Genomic DNA, 21,876 nt, shown 5'->3' with positions numbered 1-21,876 from the left:
GTCCCAGTCCTATTCATCAATAAAGCCCCTTTGATCATGAACACTAACATGGCGCACATGAACCAAAGGGGTTTTTTTCCCTCGGATGAAATTTTTTTCATCAGGCATATAGATAGGACTTTACATCACTCCCGGATAATTCCAATCAATGTCAGTGACATTGCCAAACATTTGATCGGACACATAATAATTTTCCTGCTGATCAACCTTAATTCCCGCCGGCATACAATTTTTCCAATATTGATTTACCTCAATTTTTTGATCAATAAAATCCCAATTTAAAAGATACCAATGAAAAACCATGCGATAGCGGCCGAATTTACTTAAATCCTGCTGTGGGTTATACGATGGCTGGTAGGAGAAAGGCTGTGAAGGATATTGTCTGAATGGCAAGGAAGGATGGGAAGATGAAAAATAGGGTTGATGATAAAATTTTTCATCGTAGAAGGGAAATGCAGGCTCTTGCATAAAAAAAGTGAAACTCTCATCCGGATTAAAAAAGGTTTGACATTCTCCTATAGTCTCGCGGGCTGATCCCTTCCAGTTTCTTAAATAGCTTTGAAAAGGCCATGAATGTGGCGGTTTTCATGAATGTACTCAATGTCATCGGAAATTGCCTTGTTATTTTCGGACCATTTGGATTTCCTGTTTTGGGTGTTCAAGGGGGCTTCTCTCCATTTTCACACATGATCATGCCAATATAGCCGCAGGGGCCGCGCTGCTTTATGTCACAGTTATCTTAGAGCCTGGCCGGTCGTTTAATCTTGTGGTCATCTCGTCACTTCGTGCGGCCTGAGACGCTAAGTTCCCTGCCCTGATGGGAGTCATATCGATGTGGGGAATCAGTGTCCCGCTTGCTTATTTTTTAGGAATTGCGATGGAGATGGGACTGCTTGGCATATGGATCGCCTTTATCGTAGATGAATGGCTGGGCGGACTTCTTATGCTTTGGCGCTGGAGGTCAAGAATCTGGGAGCGGAAGAACGTATTGGATATTCAGCCCAGCGCAGCTCACACATAGAAAACCGCGGAAGTAAATTCCGCGGTTTTTTTCAATCGATAATATTAATGTTATAGTCGTTCAGCCAAGTATCGATTTGAGACAGATGGGCCATGAGCTGTGGCCCGGTCATTAGCTGGCCGAACCAAGGAACTTTAAATGCTTCACCGTTTGTATCAATAATCGCCTGAACTTTTTCTTTTTTTATCAATTCCAGTATAGGTGAACTGCTGTTATCGATGATCGACTGAAGCCACTCTTTCACACTTTGCGTATAGTTTGGATTATGTGTTTTCGGATAAGGGCTTTTCTTTCTATGAAGAACTTCATCCGGCAGGATTCCGGTAAGCGCTTTTCTGAGAAGGCCCTTTTCCCGCCCTTCCAGCATCTTCATCTCCCACGGTATGTTCCAGGCGTATTCAACGATCCGGTGGTCAGCAAACGGCACCCTGACCTCCAGACTTGCCCCCATGCTCATTCGGTCCTTACGATCGAGCAATGTTGTCATGAACCAGATCATGTTTAAGTAAAAAATCTCCCTGCGTTTCGCCTCCACTCCCGTTTCTCCATCAAGCCTTGGCATTTCCGCGAGTGATTCTTGGTACCGCTGTTTCACATAGGAAGATAGATTGAGCTTATTCTTCCAATGATCATGCAGCAGATCTTCACGCTCAGCCGTTGAACTCATCCATGGAAAAAGGGGCCGGTTCATAACTTCTGGTTTATGAAACCATGGATAACCGCCAAAAATTTCATCGGCACACTCACCGGAAAGTGCAACCGTGGAATGATCTTTAATCAGTCTGCAGAACCAAAGCAATGAGGAATCAACATCTGCCATTCCCGGAAGATCCCTTACTGCTACTGATTCCCGAAGGTGATTGACCAGCAGCTCTGTGTCAATGACACAATTGTGATGGACGGAGCCTGTGTCTTCCACCATCTTTTGGATAAATGGACCGTCGGCGTTCGGCTGGAAATCACTCGCTTTAAAATACTTGTCATTATCCACATAATCGATGCTGAACGTGTGGAGCCGGCCTCTATTCTCTGATTTAAAATGCTCTGCCGCAATCGCGGATATCACACTTGAGTCAAGGCCTCCCGATAAAAAGGTGGAAACCGGCACATCGGCAACAAGCTGCCGTTGAACAGCATCCACCACCAGCTCTCTCACATTGGATATGGTTTCTTCCAGCGAATGAGGATGACGCTCGCTCTTCACGTTCCAATACCGCCAAAGCCTTTGACCGTTTCTATCAAACGTTAAAGCATGGCCGGGCCTGAGTTCACTGACCCCTTTAAACACACCATGTCCCGGAGTCCTTGATGGCCCCAGCCCGAAAACTTCCTGAAGACCTTCGCTCTCCAGTTCGGCTTTTACATCAGGATGAGCCAGGATCGCTTTTAATTCCGAACCGAACAAAAGACGCCCTCCCGCTATAGAGTAAAACAGCGGTTTGACACCAAGACGGTCTCGTGCAAGAAACAATTTTTCCTTTTGGGAATCCCAGATCGCAAAAGCAAAGATCCCATTAAAGTGATCAATACAGCTTTCTCCCCATTCAATATAGGAAATGAGAAGCACTTCGGTATCAGAATGACCTTCAAACCGATACCCTTTTTTCAACAGTTCTTTTCTTAAATCCTCTGTGTTATAAAGCTCACCATTATAACAAAGTGTGCAAGGGGCGTTCTCTTCTCCCCTCGTCATCGGCTGTGCGCCGCCTTCAAGATCCACAACCGCCAGCCTCGCATGGCCGAAGCCTGCATGAGTGCGGCTCCATACGTTCAAAGCGTCCGGACCGCGTTTCGATAATGTAGCTGCCATTTTAATCAATGTTTTATTTTCCTGTGAAACGTCGCGCTTCCAGTCTATCCATCCAGTAATCCCGCACACCGTCATCACCCTTTCCATTCGGATGCTGATTCATCCTTCCATAAGCGCCCAATACTTACTTTATGCAGGTAAATGATAATGGTTCACCGGTATGAGTGGGTAATTATGCAAGATTGAAAAGCTTGCAAGCTAGCCATTAAAAAAACTGCAGCAAAGGAAGCTCCCTTTGCTGCAGTCTAGTGTGTAATCTGATTATTTAACGGCTGTTTCCTGTTTATCGTAGAGGGGCACCCAGCCTTCCTTTGATTTAAAGATTCGGACGGCCACAACTTTGCGGTCATCCATGAGTGTAAAGTAATGGCGATAGTTTTCAGGTACAGAAATGAGATCTCCTGGCTCTAGCTCGACGTCAAAAAATCGTCCCTCTGGCCCTTCAATCGCAAAAATACCGTGTCCGCTCACAATAAATCGTACTTCATCATCGGAATGGTGATGCTCTGCCAAAAAGTTTTTCAGCAGCTCATCAAGATTTGGAGTATCCGGTGACAGGGCAATTATATCTTCTGTCACGTATCCTCTCCTTTCTGACAGTTCATCAATTTCTTTTCTGAAGACCTGAATGATTTCTGCTTTCTCTTCATCACTTAAAGAATAGTTTTCTTTCAGGTGTGCAGGAAGTTTTTCAATATCCCAATTTTCGTAGATTACTCCCTGGCTTTCGAGATAATCACTAACCTTCTTAAGTTCTTCATATCTTTCATTGTTATCATGAAAACGTAATTGCGCCATATGGCATCCCCCTATGCTCTTTCGTTTTATATAAGTGATGGTTGTCCATCATGAAACTGCATTATTGATTTCATTTTAATATGATAGGAAAATAGAAACTCTATTGCTTCCAAGTGCCTTTTCGCCTCAAATCCCGATTTGCCCCAAACGGTGATTCCGTGGTTTCGAATAAGGACAGCTCTTGTATCAGGACCAATTGCCTTTCCGAAGCTTTCGGCCAATATCTTAAGATCCGCATAGTTCTCAATAATGGGAACCGTGATAGACCCATCTTCTTCCCAGATGTTAAAGGCCTTGATCAGTTCCTGCCCTTTGAAAGTAACCTGCCCCTCTCCTGCATACAATTCTGAAATCACATTATTGTCCACAGTATGCACATGGAGACAGCAGCCCGCATCGGTCAGCTGATATACTTTTGAATGAAGGCCGGTTTCAGCTGAAGCGCGGAGATGTGTCGGATCAGCTGCATTTCCCTCTGAATCCACCAATAGAAAGTCCTTAGTCGTCCTTCTTCGCTTATCCTTTCCGCTTGCGGTAACCAAGAAGGTAAGCGGTTGATCGCTTACCTTAATGGACAGGTTTCCGCTTGTTCCTGGAAACCAGTCCCTTAATGCCAATTCATCTTTAATGTCCGCCAGTTCTGTCCATAGCGCATCAAGCGTACTCAAACTCTCACTTCCTTTTCCTCAAGATACTGTACAATCTCATAAAAAGTAGAGAAAGGATCGTATGCAATGCTGAGTTCTTCGCATTTCTCGATCAAGAAATCTCTGGCAAACACTTTATCCGCAATCTTGGCGGCCTGCAGGTCTGTAATGGAATCACCGATCACAATTTTTTCATAACGGGAAGAATCGTAGCCTCTCAGTATAGTAGGTTTACAGCATCCACAATCATTGCCGCAGGAAGAATCGCAGGAGTGCGGCCAAAGAATCTGTATTGTCTCTCCATGAAAATTACTCCGGTTGCAATAAATCTTATCTTGATTAATTATTCCATCAAGCATTGGATAAACGAAAAAATCAATTCCACCGCTGACGATAAACAGTGGGATATTGTGCTCTTTTGTATAAACTACAAATTCTTTAAATCCTTCTCGAATTTTTGCAGTTGAGAGGACATAGTCCACAATCTCATTCTTCCTGTCGGATGGAATAAGGGAAAAGAGTTTCCCTACACCTTCCCGGATAGAGATCTCCTGATTTAGAATTTGATCTTTAATGAGTTCCCAGCCGTTCGGAGCAAAATTCTTCATGATATCGATAATATTATCTTTTTCGGTAATCGTACCGTCAAAATCACAAAAGATAATTTTCGTTTTGCTCATGCCTTTACCAATCCGCCCCACAAATCAAGCGCTTCTTTTAAAGGTTTACTTTCCTGGCTGATCTGTTCAAGAGATTTGTTTAGCATCAATCCATCGATTGCATCCCGGAAAGCTCTTCCGCCATCCACAGCCCCTCCTGGATGGCCGTGAACACCCCCACCAGCATTAATAATGCTTTCAATGCCAAAATCCTGAAGCAAGAGCGGTGTTAAACCAGGATGGATTCCTGCTGATGGTACCGGGAATGCCCCTTTCCAGTTTGCATCCTTCTCAGTCAGTTCGCCTGCAATGCCGATTGCATCTTCTTTTCGAAGGGCGACACTGCCATATGGTGACGGGAACAATACGAAATCCGCTCCTGCAAGGCGGAGCAGTTTACCAAGAAGCAGACGGTTGGAGATCCCATAAAATTCCGATGGTGTAATGGCGCCTGATAAGGCAGGATGTGCCATGATCGGAAGGCTGACGTCCGGATCTTCTGCTAAGCTTTGCAAGACGTCAAGCCCATAGGCGAAAACGTTAAAGAGCAATGCGCTTGCCCCGAGCTCTGCCGCCTTTTTTGCTTTATCTTTCAGATCATACGTACGCCCTGTCAAATTCACTGCATACAGTGTCTTATGTCCGGTCTCTTGTTCAGTTGCCGTCAATACTTCTTTAGCAGCTTTTATTCGTTCTTCAAATGGTGTCAGCGGATTATCGAACAGAATTTCATCATCTTTTACGAGGTCCACTCCGCCCAGCGCTTGTTCCTTCAGCTGATTCTTGAAATATTGAAGATCCCTGCCGATCACACCTTTAAAAATACTCATTAGAAGAGGCCTTTCAAAAACCCCCAGCTGATTGCGAATTCCATCAATTCCAAAAGAAGGTCCAGGAAAAGCCGAAGCCAATTCAAGGGGAAAATCCAGATCGATCATCTTTACTTCTCCATCCAACGATAGTTTACCGAAGACAGTCGTCAAGATTGCCGGCAAGTCCGGTGTGAAGTTAGCGGCAGGATATGCGATTTTAAGAAGAGCCTGTTTTCTGGACGAGCCAAAGTATTGATTTACCCTCGTATCTTCGGGCAATTCATTGATTTCCACTACGTGGCCTTTATGGTTTCGCAGCTGTTCTTTCTCAAGATCTGGCAAGTCCGTCCATGAACCGACCGTCAGTCCGAGTGCTATTCCTTCAGCTTTTTTCTCAAAGTTGCCTTTTGGATCATGAACCAGATAGGTTGCAGTTATTGTCGACATGCTGAAATCCCTCCGAAAGCATAGATTTATATTAGAAAAGCGCAATCGCCCTGCTAAGGTCCGACAAGCGCCGGAACTCTTACACAGCAACACGCTTTTTGTGTTGTGGAGTAAGAGTGAAGAGACCAAAGACGAATTGTGTTTTTCAATTCGTCCTCCGAGGACCTGAGCCGAAAACAAGAAACATGTTTTCAGCCCTGGGCGCTGGAGCTGGACATTACTTCTATGCCAGCGTTATTTTGTACTCGCTTTACACTTAACTTAAAAAACCTCTTCCCGAGGGAAGAGGCATAATAAACACAAAGATACCGCTTCCTCTCATCTGTCAGCTGCCGCTGCAAGAATTAGCACCGTTTTTATCCTAAAGGATAAGCCGGTTGCCGGGCTTCATAGGGCTAGTCCCTCCACCTGCTCTTGATAAGAGAATAAATAAAATTATTCGAATGTTAGAATTACTTGTGATTATGACAGGTAACAAAAAATCTGTCAATCTCTGAAATGTTCAACACTATCAAAATAATTTTAGCTGGGCTATCCGATCAACGGCTTCCTTCAGCTTGTTCTCATCCGTTAATAGCCCTGCTCTAACATAACCGTCTCCTTCTTTGCCAAAACCGATGCCTGGTGCAACAACGACATGTGCATGCTCCAGAAGATAATCTGCAAAACTTTCAGATGTGAATCCTGAGGGAACAGGTAGCCAACAAAAGAAGGATCCTTTAGGGGCAGTCACATCCCAGCCGATCTCCTTCAATCCTGAAATAAACACATCACGCCGTTTTTCATACATGGCTACCAGGTTTTCCACGCACTCCTGCGGCCCCAGGAGTGCTTTAGCTGCAGCTTCCTGTACAGCTGGAAAAAGGCTGACATAGAAGTGGTCCTGAAGAAGATTAATGCTTTCAATCACACTCTCGTTCCCGATGGCAAAGCCTACTCTCCAGCCAGCCATGTTATACGTCTTGCTCATCGTATAGATTTCGATACCCTGTTCTTTCGCACCAGGAACCTGCAGATAGCTGACCGGTTTCTCGTTGTCAAATCCGATGGCTCCATAGGCAAAATCATGGACGACTAAAATATTATGCTTTTCAGCAAAGCTTACTGTATCTTCAAAGAACGGCACTGTGGCTACACCCGCCGTTGGATTATTCGGATAGTTCAAGAACATGAGTTTTGCCCGTTCTGCATCCTCTTGTGAGATTTCAGCGTAATCAGGCAGGAAATCATTTTCCTCTTTAAGAGGCATCATGCTCATCTCAGCTTCCGCCATGGCAAGTCCTGACCAGTAATCGGGATATCCAGGATCCGGGACCAAGGCTAGGTCACCTTTGTTCAAAAAACATTGTGAAATCTCTACTAAACCCGCTTTACCTCCGAATAAGACAGATACTTCTTTTTTAGGATCAACGTCTACGCCGAATTCTTTCTTGTAATGTTCAGCAACTGCCTCTTTTAAAAAATCATAACCCCTGAACGGAGAATATTTATGATATTGCGGGTTATGAGCAGCCTCCTGCAAAGCGGCCACAATATGCGGAGGAGTTGGCTGGTCAGGGTTTCCCTGGCCAAGGTTGATAATATCATGCCCTTTAGAAGCAGCAGCACTCACCTTGCCTACCAGCTTTGCAAAAAATTGTTCAGGCAGCCGCGATAAAGCTTCTGCTTGCTGAAATTGTTTCACGGTTACACATCCTGTCTTTCGTAATTTTCTTGAAATTCTAATCAATTATGTTATACGCTTAATTAAAATCTGTCAAAACGTTTAATGGAGGATAGCATGAAACTTACTGTTGCAGCGATTCAAATGGATATTCAGCTTGGCAATCCCAAGGAAAATATTAAGAGGGCTTCAGAAAGAATTGAACAGGCAGCAAAAAAAAAACCTGATGTGATTGTTCTTCCTGAACTGTGGACTACAGGCTATGATCTAGAAAGGCTAGATGAGATAGGAGATACAAACGGCGATGAGATCAAACGATTAATGAGCGGCCTTGCCAGCAAATACCAAGTGAACATTGTTGCAGGTTCCATCGCTAAGAAAACGGATGAAGGAATCTATAACACCATGTATGCCTTTAACCGAAAAGGTGAGCAGACCGGCGAATACAGTAAACTCCATCTGATCCGGCTAATGCAGGAAGAAAAATATATTGCTCCGGGCTCCCGCAAAGGAAATTTCATGCTGGAAAACGTTCCTGCTGCCGGTGTTATCTGCTATGATATCCGTTTCCCTGAATGGATTCGCGCCCATATTCTTGAAGGCGCCTCTATCCTGTTTGTTCCTGCCGAGTGGCCGGCGCAGCGGCTGAGCCACTGGCGGAACCTGCTAATAACAAGAGCCATTGAGAACCAATGCTACGTTGTGGCATGCAACCGGGTCGGCAGTGATAAGAACAACACGTTCGCAGGTCACACGATGGTCATTGATCCCTGGGGAGAAATTATTGCAGAGACAGACGGAGAAGAAGAGACCATTTTGTTTGCTGTGGTCGACACTGATCTTGTTGAAGAAGTAAGAAACAGAATCCCTGTGTTTGAAGACAGACGTCCAGAATTTTATTAAAAAAGATTTGACAGACAATGGATAAGATTGTATGATTGCCATTGTAAATTATTATTGCATTCTGTTTTTTCTAACAATTTTATATTTGTTGTCTCTTATCAAGAGCAGGTGGAGGGAATTTGGCCCGATGAAACCCAGCAACCGACCGTAATACCATTGTGAAATGGGGCGTCTATTACTAGAAGCCTGGAGATCCAGTATGGCACGGTGCTAATTCCAGCAAAACTTTGTTTTGCAAGATAAGAGGCGTGGAAACTATACATCCAGGCCTCTTTTCTTACAGAAAAGAGGCCTTTTTACATACAAAATATTCCGGAGGTAGTATAGATGGCAACAACCCTCAAACAATCTTACGAACAACTGAATGAACAAACCGTGGTGGAGCTGGCACAAAAACTCGAACTGTTATCTGATTATCAAAACATTAAAGTCAATGAGATTGGTGACGGTAATCTTAACCTTGTATTTCGGCTAATCGAAGAAGATACAGGTAAATCCATTATCGTAAAGCAGGCACTTCCCTATGCCAAAGTCGTGGGAGAAAGCTGGCCGCTTACACTGGACAGGGCAAGGATTGAAAGCAGCTCTTTAATAAAATCAGCAGAATTTGCTCCTGAGCATGTTCCAGAAGTTTTTTATACAGACCAGGATCTCGCTCTCACTGTAATGGAAGACTTATCTTCTCACGTGATTCTGCGGAAAGGTCTGATCGAAGGGGTCAAATATCCTCATCTCGCACAGCACATCGGCACATTTATTGCCAAAAGCCTGTTCTATACGAGTGATTTTTACTTGCATCCTTTCGAGAAGAAAGAGCTTGTCCAGACGTTTACAAACCCTGAACTCTGCAAGATTACCGAAGACCTTGTATTTACTGACCCGTTTTATGACTTCGACACCAACGATTTTCCTTCCGAGCTGAAGGAGGCCGTTTCCGAACTATGGAGTGATACTCTCCTCAAACAGAGAGCTGCCTCTCTAAAATATAAATTTTTGACGCGTGCAGAGGCTCTGTTGCATGGTGACCTCCATACCGGAAGTATTTTCGTTACCGAAACTTCTACAAAATTAATAGATTCCGAGTTTGCTTATTATGGGCCTCAAGGCTTTGATATCGCCCACTTTTTTGCCAATATTGCATTGAATCATGCCTCACAGTCCTTTCATATCTCTGACTCTCTTAGGCGCGAAGAATATCAGAGCTATTTGCTCAGCGTGATCAAAGACACTTGGGAAACCTTCACTGCCCGTTACAGAGAACTGTGGAAAACAGAGGGTGTAGAGTCTGCAACCAAACTTCCTGGATTTGAGGAAGAGATTTTAAATAGCATTTTTACAGATATGATTGGTTTTGCCGGTTGTGAAGTGATCCGCCGCACGATTGGGCTTGCCCATGTCGAAGATCTTGATTCCATTGAAGACTTCAATGGCCAAATCGAGTTAAAAAAACGTGTGCTGAAGCTTGGAAGCGATTGGGTAAAGAACGCTGAGAGCATAAAAAATATCGATGAATTTATCACATACATCAGGAGTGTTTAATGATTATGAGTACGACAGAAACCTGGATTTCATCACTGAGATATAAAGGGGATCATCTTCTGCTGCTTGATCAGCAGCAGCTTCCCCGCCATACCGTCTACATTAATGTTACGACAATTGAACAAGTGTGGGATTGCATAAAAAAATTGCAAGTGCGAGGCGCACCTGCCATTGGAATCGCCGCAGCTTTTGGAATCGTGTTATGGGCAAAGGCCAACATATCCATGCCGTATGACGAGTTCAAGTCAAAGCTGTTTCAGCAAAAAGCTTACCTTGCCGGATCCCGGCCCACTGCGGTTAATTTGTTCTGGGCCCTCGACCGGGTCACAGGCTCTGCCGAACAAGCCCGAGATACTGAGGAAGCGGTTCAGCTGATCGAGCAAGAGGCTCTTCTCATTCAGCGGGAAGATGAAGAAACTTGCCGTAAAATCGGGGAATACGCATTGACCTTGCTGAAAAACGGGGATTGTTTGATGACGCACTGCAACGCTGGCGGAATTGCAACTTCCCGGTATGGTACAGCTCTGGCTCCCATGTATTTAGCAAAAGAAAAAGGCTGGGACCTCTCGGTGTACGCTAATGAAACAAGACCGGTATTTCAAGGGGCGCGTTTAACAGCCTGGGAGCTGCAGCAGGCAGGAATTAATGTAACATTGATTACGGATAACATGGCTGCCCATACACTTAAAACAAAAAACATCGCTGCGGTCATCGTCGGCTGTGACAGAGTCGCTGCCAACGGAGATACCGCAAATAAAATCGGGACGTTCGGACTAGCCTTGCAGGCAAAAGCACTCGGCATTCCCTTTTATGTAGCCTCTCCTCTATCAACGATCGATTTGAACACATCAACAGGAGATGATATTCCCATTGAGGAAAGACCGGCAGAAGAAGTGACCCACTTTCAGGGAGAACCCATCGCACCAGAAGGCGTGAAGGTATTCAATCCGGCTTTTGATGTCACTCCCCATGAGTACATTACCGCCATCATTACCGAGAGGGGAATTGCGTCAGGAAATTATAAAAAACAGCTTGCAAACTTTTTTAATAGCTAAAAAAAGCTCGCGGCCCTTTTGGGTCACGAGCTTTTTGTATGGTACGTATGAAACAATTCTTCGATTTCTGCCGCACAGACCGGTTTCCCGATGAAAAACCCCTGTACATGATCACAGCCATAATCCTTCAGCACAAGAAGCTGCTGTTTTGTTTCCACCCCTTCAGCAAGAGCTGTTACGGAAAGCCCTTTGCATATCGTGATGATCGCTCTGACGATGGCTGCATCTGTGGAACTGTGATCAGATTTCGTAAGGTTGCGGATGAATGATTGATCAATCTTAAGAATATCGATTGGAAAATCTTTTAAGTAGCTCAATGAACTATATCCCGTGCCAAAATCATCGATGGATATTTTAATGCCGAGCTCCTTCAGTTCTTTCATGATGTTAATGCCATATTGTACATTTTCCACCATCATGCTTTCTGTCAGCTCCAAATGAAGGAACCTTGGGTCAATTTTAGATCGCTGAAGCGCTTCTTTCACTTCATACACAAAATCCAGCTTTTGAAATTGCCTGCCTGAAACATTCACGGATATAGAGATCTCACTGTTCATCGTCTCATGCCATTTTTTCAGCTGCTGACATGCTTCATTTAATACCCATCTCCCAATGTTCCCAATCAGTCCGGTCTCTTCAGCAAGAGGGATGAAGTTTCCCGGGGAAACAATTCCAAGACGAGGATGGTTCCAGCGGACCAAAGCTTCGAGTGCGATGACCTTGCCATCATCCAAACTAATCTGGGGCTGAAAATACAGTGACAGTTCACCTTTTGGAATGGCATTCCGGAGAAAGCTCTCCATGGCAAGCCGTTCAATCGTGAACTCGTTCATCTCGCCTTTAAAGAACTCCCGCTCTCCCCTGCCTTTTGCTTTTGCCCGGTGAAGAGCAATTCCGGCATTTTTGATCAAAACATCCGGAGTAAGTCCATCATCCGGATAAATGCTGATTCCCATCGAGGCTGTCAGAACAAATTCCTGATCATTATAAATAAGAGGAACAGCCAGAGTTTCTGATAGTTTCTCACTTACCCTTCCGGCTTCCTCCACACCTGACAGCTCGTTGATGACAACCATGAATTCGTCTCCGGCATATCGTGACAGCATGCATTGCCGTCCGATTCTTTTTTTCAGCTGTTTTGCCGCATACTTAAGAAAATGATCTCCGGCTTGATGCCCAAGACTCTCGTTAATCATTTTGAACTGATCAAGATCAATAAAAACAACCGCAGCCTTTTCTCCGTTTTCCATGGTTTTCCTTAAGCAGTTTTCCAGATGCTGTTCAAATAGCATTCGGTTTGGAAGTCCGGTCAATAGATCATGAAACGCAAGGTGAACGATTTTTTCTTCTGCTTCCTTTTGCTTTGTAACATTCTTACCGATCCCATAAACACCAACCACCTCTCCGTTAACGATAATCGGAAGGTTGGTGATGCAGAATTCGAGCGCATGCCCTTTTTTATGATAAAGCTTAGCTGTGAAACATTGCGTCTGCCCATGTATGGTGAGGTTAAAGCAGTTGCTTACCTTTAATTTATCTTCCTCTGAAACATAGGTGATCGCCGTTGTTTTCAATACTTCCGGCTGTCTGTACCCAAGCATTCTGGTCAAAGAGGCGTTCACACTCGTAATCATGCCTGTGAGATCCATAGAGTAGATCAAGTCAGGGTTATGATCAAACAGAGATTTATAGCGCTGTTCAGATTCTTGGAGGCTGGCATTTAGCTTAATCATTTCAACAGTTGATGCTTTCACTAAATGAGACAGTGCCATTATTTCTTCGTTATCATTCTTCATCATGAGCACCTCGATCTATTCAAATGCCAATATACAGTTCTCTGTATTCTATATCGGCATCGGCTGCTCATTTGTTTACACAAACATCATCGCTTCATTAAAAGCTCATCGGCAATACAGAATAGCCGTAATAAAACACAAGAGCCAGCGCAAGAACAAAAGTGATCCAGCGGGTTTTTTTCAGTTCATTGCGTTTTTCACCGTAAAGCATAAGCTCCATCTGTCCAATGACAGCCAGCCCAAGTACACCTTTAACAATAAGCGGACCAATATTCACGGCACCGGCCTGAATCCACAAATAAATGAGCGCAGCACCCGAAAAAATGGTCGTTACATAGAGCAGGCGCAAAATCATATGAAGAATTTTAGAAATTTTTTTATTTTTTCTTTTGTATAGGCTATAAGTCACAAAGAACAGAATAAGCGCCATACCCCACGAAAAGACATGCATATGCAACATATTTATTTCCTCCTATGTATAATCCTCCACTTTACTATACCACGAACTTTTTCAGCTCGGGAAATACGAGAATTTAAGGTAGGAAGAAAGCCTTTTCATTGCTATAATGTAAAAGGATTCACCATAAACTACAGATTGGAGTGAGAGATATGATTAAAACAGAAAACATCATCTCCAAAACAGAACAATTCGGGGCGAATAACTATCACCCACTTCCAATAGTCATTTCCAAAGGCGAAGGTGTTTGGGTTTATGACCCGGAAGGAAACCAATATATGGATATGCTCAGTGCCTACTCTGCGGTAAACCAGGGGCACAGACATCCTAAAATTATTCAAGCCTTAAAAGATCAGGCAGACCGAATCACGTTAACATCTCGTGCTTTCCACAATGATCAGCTTGGTAACTTTTATGAGAAAGTAACTGATCTCACAGGAAAGAACATGGTTCTTCCGATGAACACAGGTGCTGAAGCGGTTGAAACAGCTATTAAAACTGTCCGTCGCTGGGCGTATGACGTAAAAGGCGTTCCTGCCAACCAGGCAGAAGTCATCGCTTGTGAAGGCAACTTCCACGGCCGTACAATGACAGCGGTTTCCATGTCTTCTGATGAAGAATATAAACGCGGATTCGGGCCGATGCTCCCTGGCATCAAACTGATTCCTTACGGTGATCTTGATGCGCTGAAGCAAGCGATCACACCGAATACGGCAGCTTTCATCATGGAACCGATCCAGGGTGAAGCAGGAATCGTGATCCCGCCGGAAGGTTTCTTAAAACAAGCACGAGAGCTTTGTAAAGAAAACAACGTCCTTTTTGTAGCGGACGAGATTCAATCTGGATTAGGCCGTTCAGGTAAGCTGTTTGCCTGCGACTGGGAAGAAGTTGTTCCAGACATGTACATTCTCGGAAAAGCATTAGGCGGCGGCGTTATGCCAATTTCCTGTGTAGCTGCTGATAAAGATATTCTTGGCGTATTTAATCCAGGCAGCCACGGATCAACGTTTGGCGGAAACCCGCTTGCATCTGCTGTTTCTGTTGCTTCTCTTGAAGTTATTGAAGAAGAAAATCTGGTTGAGCGTTCATTGCAGCTAGGAGAGCACTTCTTGAACGAACTAAAATCGATTGATAATCCGGTCATTACAGAAGTCCGCGGACGAGGATTATTCATCGGGGTTGAGCTTAGCGAAGCGGCCCGCCCATATTGCGAGAAGCTGAAAGAAGAAGGGCTCCTCTGCAAAGAAACACACGAAAACGTTATCCGTTTTGCTCCACCGCTCATCATTTCAAACGAAGATTTGGACTGGGCGATCGATCGTATAAAAAAAGTATTATCTGTTTAACACAATAAGCAGAAACAGGCTGGAAGTACTTCCAGCCTGTTTTTTTGTTGGACTACTGATCCGAGAGAATGGGTGGAGTGAGGTGAGGCCGCGCGTGTGAATTGACACGCGAAAAAGACAGAAAATTCAGTAATGATCAATTATTTCGAGTTAGGCTCAATTCCCTGGGTTTCTGGCACAATTATTTCCTTGTTTCGCTCAATTACTGCCCCAATTCGCTCAATTCCGTTTAAAAGACCCAAAAAAAAGCATGGGTACTGCTCTTCAAGCAGCCCATGCTTTCCTCTCTTATAGCGCCTTCACCATACCTCCGTCAATCAGGAACGATTGTCCTGTAATGTAGGTGTTGGCTTCCGAGCCTAAGTAAACAATGGTCTTAGCAAATTCTTCTGGTGTACCATATCGGCCGAGCGGAATGCTCTTTTCCATCTGTTCCTTCACCTGTTCAGGGCTCACTGAATTCGCATCTGCAGCTTTACTGTCTAGCTCCGCCACCCGGTCGGTACCGATACGGCCAGGGCCGATCGTGTTAATGAGGATGCCGTCCTTGCCCAGCTCCTGAGATAAGCTTTTCGACAAGCCATTGATGGCAGTCCTGAACGTGTTGGATAGAATGAGCCCATCAATCGGCTGTTTAAATGAAGAAGAGGCAATGTTAACAATTCTGCCGCCACCATTCTCCCTCATATAAGGAAGAACCTCACGAACAGTACGAACCAAACTCATAAGGGTAAGATTGAACCCAAACTCCCACTCTTCATCCCCGAACGAATCAAAAGTCCCAGCCGGCGGTCCACCAGCGTTGTTTACGAGGACATCAATTTTCCCGAACGCGTCTGCGGCTGCTTTCACGAGCCGCGTAATCTCTTCTTTTTGAGTAATATCACATACAGCATACTCAATCCGGCTTCCTGTTTTCTTTCTGATCTCATCCGCAGTTACCATCAAAGCTTTTTCATCACGGCTCGTAATCATGACAGCCGCACCTTCTTCGGCAAATTTCATCGCTGTTGCCCGTCCAAGTCCTTTGCTGGAGGCAAGAACGAGCACTGCTTTATTTCTTAACCCTAAATCCATAATTTAATCCCCTCCCACTTCCTGCGCTTACTAAAAATTAATTCAGATGACAATGCTAACGTACTTCGTTTCAAGATACGCTTCCATTCCTTCCGTACCGCCTTCTCTGCCGATGCCGCTTTCCTTGAATCCTCCAAATGGTGCCTGAGCAGCGGAAGGGACACCATCATTCCAGCCAATGATGCCGTAGTCAAGCCCTTCGATCAAACGTGTGCCTCTCGACATACTTTCTGTGTAAACATACGCCGCAAGGCCAAATGGACTGCTGTTTGCAAGCCTGATTCCCTCTTCATCTGTACTGATTTTCTGCACAGGAAGTACGGGCCCGAATGTCTCTTCATTCATAATAAGCATGTCATGGTTTACATCTTTTAGAACAGTAGGTTCATAGAAGCAGGCATTGCCTTCGTCCTTACCTTTTCCGCCCAAAACACAAGTTGCTCCCTTTTCAACCGCATTATCAACATGCTCTTTGATTTTTTCATAGCCGTCCCTGTTGATGATCGGACCAATGTCTGTGCCTTCATCCATTCCATTTCCAACTTTCAACTTGCGCGTCGCTTCAACAAGCAATTTTGTAAACTCTTCATATTTGTTCTCATGGACATACACACGGTTGATACAAATACAGGTCTGGCCTGCGTTTCTAAATTTGGAAGCGACGATGCCTTTCACCGCTTTATCAAGATCCGCATCATCCAGGACGATTGAAGGAGCATGGCCGCCTAGTTCCATGGATACATTTTTTACAGTCTTGGCACTTTGCTCAATCAGCATTTTTCCCACTTCCGTCGATCCTGTAAAAGTCACCTTTTTCACCTTGTCACTGTCCATAATCTCTTCGGCTATTACCGAAGACGGACCAGTGAGCAGATTTACAACGCCTTTTGGAAAACCAGCCTTTTCACAGAGTTCTACCAGTTTAATAGCCGTCAGCGGAGTTTCTTTCGGTGGCTTTACAATAAATGTGCAGCCTGCAGCCAAAGCCGGGCCAAGCTTTCGGGTAATCATCGCCGCCGGAAAGTTCCAAGGCGTTATCGCCGCCACGACACCAACCGGCTGTTTGATCACCTGCATCCTTTTGTTTTCAGCAGAAGCCGGGATAGAGCGGCCATACACACGCTTGCCTTCCTCTGAATACCACTGAATGAAAGAAGCTGCATATTGAACCTCACCCAGCGACTCCTTCAATGGTTTACCCATTTCTTTTGTCATTATTTCCGCGATCTCTTCCTTCTGTTCAATCATCAGATCATAAAGCCTGTCCAAATAGGCCGAACGATCATAGGCTGTTAAGCGGGACCAAGGGCCAAAAGCTTCATGGGCAGCTTCGATCGCTGCACGGGTTTCCACCTTGCCAGCCGAAGCAACCGTTCCAACAAGCTCTCCGTTCGCGGGATTTAACACCTCAATCTTTTTTAAATCACTGCCGGTCCATTCTCCATTAATATACAGTACTTTTTCCATCGGCCTTGCCTCCTCAATCGTTGAATGTCTTTCTACTCTTCCTTTTCTACATGACCTTAAAACGTGCTAGATTACTTCATTGCTGAGGGTTCCGATTCCTTCTACCGTAATTTCCACTTGATCTCCACTGTTAAGAAGTCTAGGCGGCTTAAATCCTTTACCTACTCCAGCCGGTGTCCCCGTTGCGATAATATCACCAGGTTCAAGGGTTGTGCCGGCCGAAAGCGCTTTAATAATTTCTGGTATGGTGAAAATAAAGTCTTTCGTATGGCCATCCTGCCTGACCTCGCCGTTCACTTTGGTGATCAGCTTCAGTTCATGGGGATCACCCAGGTATTCCTTCGGCACGATGCATGGCCCCATCGGGCAGGAACCATCCAGGCTTTTTCCGATTAGAAATTGCTTATGGCGCTTCTGCAAGTCTCTGGCCGTTACATCGTTGATAATTGTATAGCCGAAAACATAGTCCATCGCTTCTTCCGCCGGGATGCCGATTCCTATCTTCCCTATGACAACTGCCAGCTCACCTTCATAATCGAGCTCATCTGTAATACCTTTATGCCTTGGAATGCCTGCTCCATGGCCGATAACAGACGTAGGAGCTTTAGAGAACATCATGACATGTTCTGGAATATCGGCTTCACTGCCCATCTCAATGGCGTGATCCTTATAATTTTTTCCAACACAAAAGATATTCTTTGCCGGCCGCGGAATAGGAGCGAGCCATTGTAGATCAGGGTCGTCAAGACCGTATGTAAAGAGCAGGTTTTCGTGAAAAGTGTCTGATAATTGATTGATTTTATCCAAAAATGCAGCACCGAGCTGTATTCCTTCCAGCATGGTTGCAGGTAATTCCATGTTTTTTTCTTTCGCAGCCATACTAAGATTGAACACTACATTTTGTTCCTCGATCAGTTTGCCTAAAAATAAATCATTCTGATAGCGAGCTGTTACTAATTTCATAGGCTTCACCTTCCGTTTCTTTCTTTAGAGTTTACTGAATGCTTCATCAAAAAGGACGGCCATTTTGAGGTCTGTCTGCGTCAGCCCGCTCAAACTCCACGTTGTAAGCTTAACGGTGACAAGCTTGTAGTTCACTGTAATATAAGGATGATGCTGAAAACTCTCTGAAAGCTGTCCCACTTCACTGACAAATTCAATCCCGTTCAAATAATTTTCGAATCGGTATTTTTTCACCAGCCATTTTCCGTTTGTCAGCTTCCAATCCGGATGCCTCTCAATAAATCGTTCAATCACTTCCTCTGACAGCACTTCATCCATCCGAAATCCGCCTTTCTGCCCCTTATTAAAACTATAACCGAGCGATTGTTTAAACGTCAAAATATTCGGTTAACAGATCCGTTTTATTTCCCTATTTTTTTATGATAAAATAATTTGTTGAATAAAATTAACAGATATGAGGGATTGCTGTGAACATTGTAGTGAGCACACTCAATGCAAAATATATTCATACCTGCCTGGCACTCAGGTATTTAAAGGCTTATAGCGAACCGGATTTCCAAGTTGAGATGGCCGAGTATACCATTAAAGATCCCGCGATTAACATCGTGAGTGACCTCTATATGAAAAAGCCCGATGTACTTGGCTTCAGCTGTTACATCTGGAATATTGAAGAAACGATAAAAGTCATCGAGATGATCAAAAAGATCAGCCCGGAAACAGCCATTATCCTTGGCGGCCCTGAGGTTTCCTATGACGTGGCCCATTGGTTAGACAGAATTCCAGATGCTGATTTCATTATCGTAAACGAAGGTGAAATCTCGTTTAAACATTTTCTTTCAGAGCACTCCGGAGAAAAACGCTATGAAAAGGTAGCGGGCTTGGCCTGGAGAAAAGAAGGAAAGCCAACGATTAACCCGCCGCGCGAAAAATTAGATCTCAAAACCGTTGCAAGCCCCTACCGTTTCCATGAAGATTTGGATCAGCTTTCCAAGCGGGTGACCTATTTTGAGACAAGCAGAGGCTGTCCTTATTCCTGTGCGTTCTGTCTCTCTTCCATTGAAGTGGGTGTCCGGTATTTTGACATCCAAAAAGTAAAGGACGATCTTATCTTTCTTATGGATAATGGGGCGAAGACGATCAAATTCGTCGACCGTACCTTTAACATCAAACGTGACTACGCGCTTGAAATGTTTCAGTTCCTTATTGAAAACAGGAGACCTGGCGTGGTATTTCAGTTTGAGATCACAGCAGATATCATGCGGCCTGAGGTCATTGCCTATCTTAATGAAAATGCACCTGCAGGGCTTTTCCGTTTTGAAATCGGCGTACAATCCACCAATGATCATGTCAACGAACTTGTACAGCGAAGACAGAACTTCGAAAAACTTACGCGGACGGTAATGACCGTAAAAGAAGGCGGAAAGATAGCACAGCATCTTGATCTCATCGCCGGGCTTCCAGAAGAAGACTATGCTTCCTTCCGTAAAACGTTTAATGATGTTTTCGCATTCGGTGTGGAAGAAGTACAGCTCGGCTTCTTAAAGATGCTTCGAGGAACCGGTTTGCGCCTGACTGCTGACCGTCATGACTATGTTTATATGAATCACTCTCCTTATGAGATTTTGGGCAATAACGTGCTTTCGTTTGACGAAATCATAAAGATTAAGCGTGTAGAGGATGTGTTGGAAAAATACTGGAACGACCACCGAATGGACGAGACGCTTCATTATCTCATCCATCATGTGTTCGAATCACCGTTCGATTTTTTCCAGGAATACGGAGATTATTGGGAAAGCAAAGGCTGGTCACGTATTGGACACCAGCTGGAGGATTTATTTGCACGGCTTAAGGAGTTCTTGCAGCATAGCGGGACAGTACATGAAGAGGTGATCGAGAGTCTAATGAAATACGATTATTTCTCTCGTAAAAAACACCGTCCGCACCGCTCGTGGTGGAAGGAAACCCTTTCTAAAACAGAAACAGACCACTATAACCGCTGGATTAAAAATCATCCTGAACTTGTTTCGGAAGAGTTCAAAGCGTATGGTTTAAGTGAGAAGGATCTTATAAAGCATACCGTGCTCGATCTAGTTCCATTTGATCTGCAGCACTACCTCCAGACACATGAAATTAAAGATAACCCTGTTCTTTCTTTGATCTATTACCATCCGAAGACCCATGAACCGGAACACTACACCATTCCGCTTGAGCGCATTATGCTTGAAGAACTGCATTCTGTATAAATAAAAAAGGATGTCCTTAATTAGGGGCATCCTTTTTGCTGTCTTTAGCTTTTTTCGCTTTAGGAACGTTGACTTCCGTATTTTCCGTCAAGTATGACGTTGGGTCTGAGACAACTTTTTCCTCCGGACGGATTCCTGCTTTTATCTCTATCCATTTCCCGTACGATAAACCTGTGCGTACTGCCCTTTTCTTTAAGTATCCTTCTTGCACCGTGTAAACAAATGGCTTTCCTTTGTTTTTTATAAGGGATGACATTGGGATGACAACGGCTTTTTCTCTAATAACAGGTTTCAGCTTCAGCTGCAGATGCTGTCCGATCTTTAAGTTATTCGCCTGATCCATTTTTACCGTAAAAGGAAAAGCTGATCCTTCATTGCTTTTTTTGGCATCTTGAAATTGTGAAACAGTTCCTTTCCACTGCTTGTCTTCAATAGCTGGAGAAAGGATGACCGCTTTTTCACCTGCCTCTACGATCAGGGAATCTTCTTCTGTCAGATTTCCTTTAATCTGAACATCATCTTTGGAAACGATCTCTACGATCGGCATACTTCCCTCGGAGGCGCCTTGATTGACGCTCTTCACTACTCCCTGAGTATTGCTCTTAATGGATAAGTTTTCTTTTTCTTCTGCAAGCTTTGTAAGCTGCTCATCGATGGAAGAGTTCCTTGCAGCGGCCAGTTCACTTTCCATTTTTGCTTTCGCCTGATCTTTTTCAAGCTGGTTCTTCTTTGTTTCTTCTTTTTTATCCGTACCAAGCGCATCAGCCTGTGCCTGAAGCTTTGTTTGCAGATCTTTATAATACGTTTCTTTTACTGCAGTTTCTTCCTTTTTCTGTTCCAGGCTGCGGACTTCCTTCTCAAGCTCCGGATTCTCATACGTAAAAAGGACAGTGCCAGGTGTAACTTCGTCTCCTGCTTTTACTTCCATCTCTTTAACATATCCTAGCTTATCCTGGACATAGAATGTTTCATTTTCTGCCGGAACGACAACACCTTTTGTCATGACTGTCCGCTTAATATCCATCACATTTGCAGACGCAAGGTGGACATTCTGGACTCTGGCAAATGCACTTTTGTCTTTCGAGAAAATCCATCCATTCAATGCCAGTAATAGAACGGAGAACACTCCAATTCCTAAAAAAATGATTTTTTTATTCACAATGTGGGCCCCCA

19 protein-coding genes, 1 pseudogene and 2 riboswitches are annotated in these 21,876 nt (G+C 44.3%); of the genes and pseudogenes, 6 read left to right on the top strand and 14 right to left on the bottom strand.

All coding sequences use genetic code 11. From position 1 onward, the window contains the following. Window positions 1–120: 120 nt before the first annotated feature. Entirely contained in the window at window positions 121–468 is a 348-nt protein-coding gene (locus tag AR335_RS00960) for a hypothetical protein (protein ID WP_062231314.1), read from the bottom strand. Between the two features lie 199 nt (window positions 469–667). On the opposite strand from AR335_RS00960, the pseudogene AR335_RS24765 reads away from it, so the two are divergent. Next, a pseudogene (locus tag AR335_RS24765) lies at window positions 668–1,021 on the top strand (MATE family efflux transporter); the annotation flags it as partial. Between the two features lie 31 nt (window positions 1,022–1,052). Here the strand turns inward: AR335_RS24765 and asnB are convergent. The 6 genes from asnB to AR335_RS00925 all read right to left on the bottom strand — a co-directional run bounded on the left by asnB (window position 1,053) and on the right by AR335_RS00925 (window position 7,878). Next, window positions 1,053–2,900 (bottom strand): asparagine synthase (glutamine-hydrolyzing), encoded by a 1,848-nt coding sequence (gene asnB / locus AR335_RS00950; protein WP_425589896.1) that lies wholly within the window; start codon window positions 2,898–2,900, stop codon window positions 1,053–1,055. Between the two features lie 192 nt (window positions 2,901–3,092). Next, the gene (locus AR335_RS00945) at window positions 3,093–3,629 is read right to left on the bottom strand and encodes a 1,2-dihydroxy-3-keto-5-methylthiopentene dioxygenase (RefSeq protein WP_053354805.1); all 537 of its coding nucleotides are present in this window, start codon (window positions 3,627–3,629) and stop codon (window positions 3,093–3,095) included. Window positions 3,630–3,655: 26 nt separating this feature from the next. Further along, complete coding sequence (locus AR335_RS00940; protein WP_062231303.1) at window positions 3,656–4,297, bottom strand: methylthioribulose 1-phosphate dehydratase; 642 nt, start codon at window positions 4,295–4,297, stop codon at window positions 3,656–3,658. Next, complete coding sequence (locus tag AR335_RS00935; RefSeq protein ID WP_062231301.1) at window positions 4,294–4,956, bottom strand: 2-hydroxy-3-keto-5-methylthiopentenyl-1-phosphate phosphatase; 663 nt, start codon at window positions 4,954–4,956, stop codon at window positions 4,294–4,296. Before AR335_RS00935 ends, AR335_RS00940 begins: the two co-directional genes overlap by 4 nt. Further along, complete coding sequence (gene mtnW, locus AR335_RS00930) at window positions 4,953–6,194, bottom strand: 2,3-diketo-5-methylthiopentyl-1-phosphate enolase (RefSeq protein ID WP_062231299.1); 1,242 nt, start codon at window positions 6,192–6,194, stop codon at window positions 4,953–4,955. Before mtnW ends, AR335_RS00935 begins: the two co-directional genes overlap by 4 nt. Before the next feature lie 315 nt (window positions 6,195–6,509). Beyond that, a riboswitch (SAM riboswitch) is annotated at window positions 6,510–6,618 on the bottom strand. A gap of 87 nt (window positions 6,619–6,705) precedes the next feature. Continuing rightward, window positions 6,706–7,878, bottom strand: a complete 1,173-nt coding sequence (locus AR335_RS00925; protein ID WP_062231296.1) for a pyridoxal phosphate-dependent aminotransferase — start codon at window positions 7,876–7,878, stop codon at window positions 6,706–6,708. A gap of 96 nt (window positions 7,879–7,974) precedes the next feature. On the opposite strand from AR335_RS00925, the gene AR335_RS00920 reads away from it, so the two are divergent. The 3 genes from AR335_RS00920 (at window position 7,975) to mtnA (ending at window position 11,354) form a co-directional block, all read left to right on the top strand. Further along, window positions 7,975–8,760, top strand: coding sequence for a carbon-nitrogen family hydrolase (locus AR335_RS00920; protein ID WP_062231294.1), 786 nt, complete (start codon window positions 7,975–7,977; stop codon window positions 8,758–8,760). A 92-nt stretch (window positions 8,761–8,852) separates the two neighbouring features. Next, window positions 8,853–9,006, top strand: a riboswitch (SAM riboswitch). 81 nt (window positions 9,007–9,087) lie between these two features. Beyond that, a complete protein-coding gene (mtnK, locus tag AR335_RS00915; protein ID WP_062231292.1) occupies window positions 9,088–10,299 on the top strand; it encodes an S-methyl-5-thioribose kinase in 1,212 nt (403 codons plus the stop codon). A 5-nt stretch (window positions 10,300–10,304) separates the two neighbouring features. After that, window positions 10,305–11,354 (top strand): S-methyl-5-thioribose-1-phosphate isomerase, encoded by a 1,050-nt coding sequence (gene mtnA, locus AR335_RS00910; RefSeq protein WP_062232507.1) that lies wholly within the window; start codon window positions 10,305–10,307, stop codon window positions 11,352–11,354. Window positions 11,355–11,377: 23 nt separating this feature from the next. On the opposite strand, the gene AR335_RS00905 is transcribed toward mtnA, so the two are convergent. Both AR335_RS00905 and AR335_RS00900 read right to left on the bottom strand, forming a co-directional pair. Beyond that, complete coding sequence (locus AR335_RS00905) at window positions 11,378–13,150, bottom strand: bifunctional diguanylate cyclase/phosphodiesterase (protein WP_062231290.1); 1,773 nt, start codon at window positions 13,148–13,150, stop codon at window positions 11,378–11,380. A 97-nt stretch (window positions 13,151–13,247) separates the two neighbouring features. Then, the gene (locus AR335_RS00900) at window positions 13,248–13,610 is read right to left on the bottom strand and encodes a DUF1516 family protein (protein WP_062231288.1); all 363 of its coding nucleotides are present in this window, start codon (window positions 13,608–13,610) and stop codon (window positions 13,248–13,250) included. Window positions 13,611–13,759: 149 nt separating this feature from the next. On the opposite strand from AR335_RS00900, the gene AR335_RS00895 reads away from it, so the two are divergent. Further along, a complete protein-coding gene (locus tag AR335_RS00895) occupies window positions 13,760–14,953 on the top strand; it encodes an ornithine--oxo-acid transaminase (RefSeq protein WP_062231286.1) in 1,194 nt (397 codons plus the stop codon). 288 nt (window positions 14,954–15,241) lie between these two features. On the opposite strand, the gene AR335_RS00890 is transcribed toward AR335_RS00895, so the two are convergent. The 4 genes from AR335_RS00890 to AR335_RS00875 form a co-directional block, all read right to left on the bottom strand. Next, window positions 15,242–16,030 carry an SDR family oxidoreductase gene (locus AR335_RS00890; RefSeq protein WP_053354815.1) on the bottom strand — a complete coding sequence of 263 codons (789 nt, stop codon included), beginning with the start codon at window positions 16,028–16,030 and terminating at the stop codon, window positions 15,242–15,244. A gap of 42 nt (window positions 16,031–16,072) precedes the next feature. Beyond that, window positions 16,073–17,497, bottom strand: a complete 1,425-nt coding sequence (locus AR335_RS00885) for an NAD-dependent succinate-semialdehyde dehydrogenase (protein WP_062231284.1) — start codon at window positions 17,495–17,497, stop codon at window positions 16,073–16,075. Window positions 17,498–17,563: 66 nt separating this feature from the next. Next, complete coding sequence (locus AR335_RS00880) at window positions 17,564–18,460, bottom strand: fumarylacetoacetate hydrolase family protein (RefSeq protein WP_062231283.1); 897 nt, start codon at window positions 18,458–18,460, stop codon at window positions 17,564–17,566. Window positions 18,461–18,484: 24 nt separating this feature from the next. Beyond that, window positions 18,485–18,778 (bottom strand): 4a-hydroxytetrahydrobiopterin dehydratase, encoded by a 294-nt coding sequence (locus tag AR335_RS00875; RefSeq protein ID WP_053354818.1) that lies wholly within the window; start codon window positions 18,776–18,778, stop codon window positions 18,485–18,487. A 155-nt stretch (window positions 18,779–18,933) separates the two neighbouring features. Between AR335_RS00875 and AR335_RS00870 the strand changes: the two genes are divergently transcribed. After that, window positions 18,934–20,703: a B12-binding domain-containing radical SAM protein gene (locus tag AR335_RS00870; protein WP_369795787.1), complete on the top strand. Its 1,770-nt coding sequence runs from the start codon at window positions 18,934–18,936 to the stop codon at window positions 20,701–20,703. 16 nt (window positions 20,704–20,719) lie between these two features. Here the strand turns inward: AR335_RS00870 and AR335_RS00865 are convergent, their stop codons facing one another. Beyond that, window positions 20,720–21,862, bottom strand: coding sequence for an efflux RND transporter periplasmic adaptor subunit (locus tag AR335_RS00865; RefSeq protein ID WP_062231278.1), 1,143 nt, complete (start codon window positions 21,860–21,862; stop codon window positions 20,720–20,722). Between the last annotated feature and the right edge of the window lie 14 nt (window positions 21,863–21,876).

The sequence above is a fragment of the Fictibacillus sp. FJAT-27399 genome, assembly GCF_001510655.1.
Taxonomy (GTDB): Bacteria; Bacillota; Bacilli; order Bacillales; family Fictibacillaceae; genus Fictibacillus_C; species Fictibacillus_C marinisediminis.
Note: the sequence above shows the minus strand (reverse complement) of the source record. Positions and strands in the feature narration are given on the sequence as shown.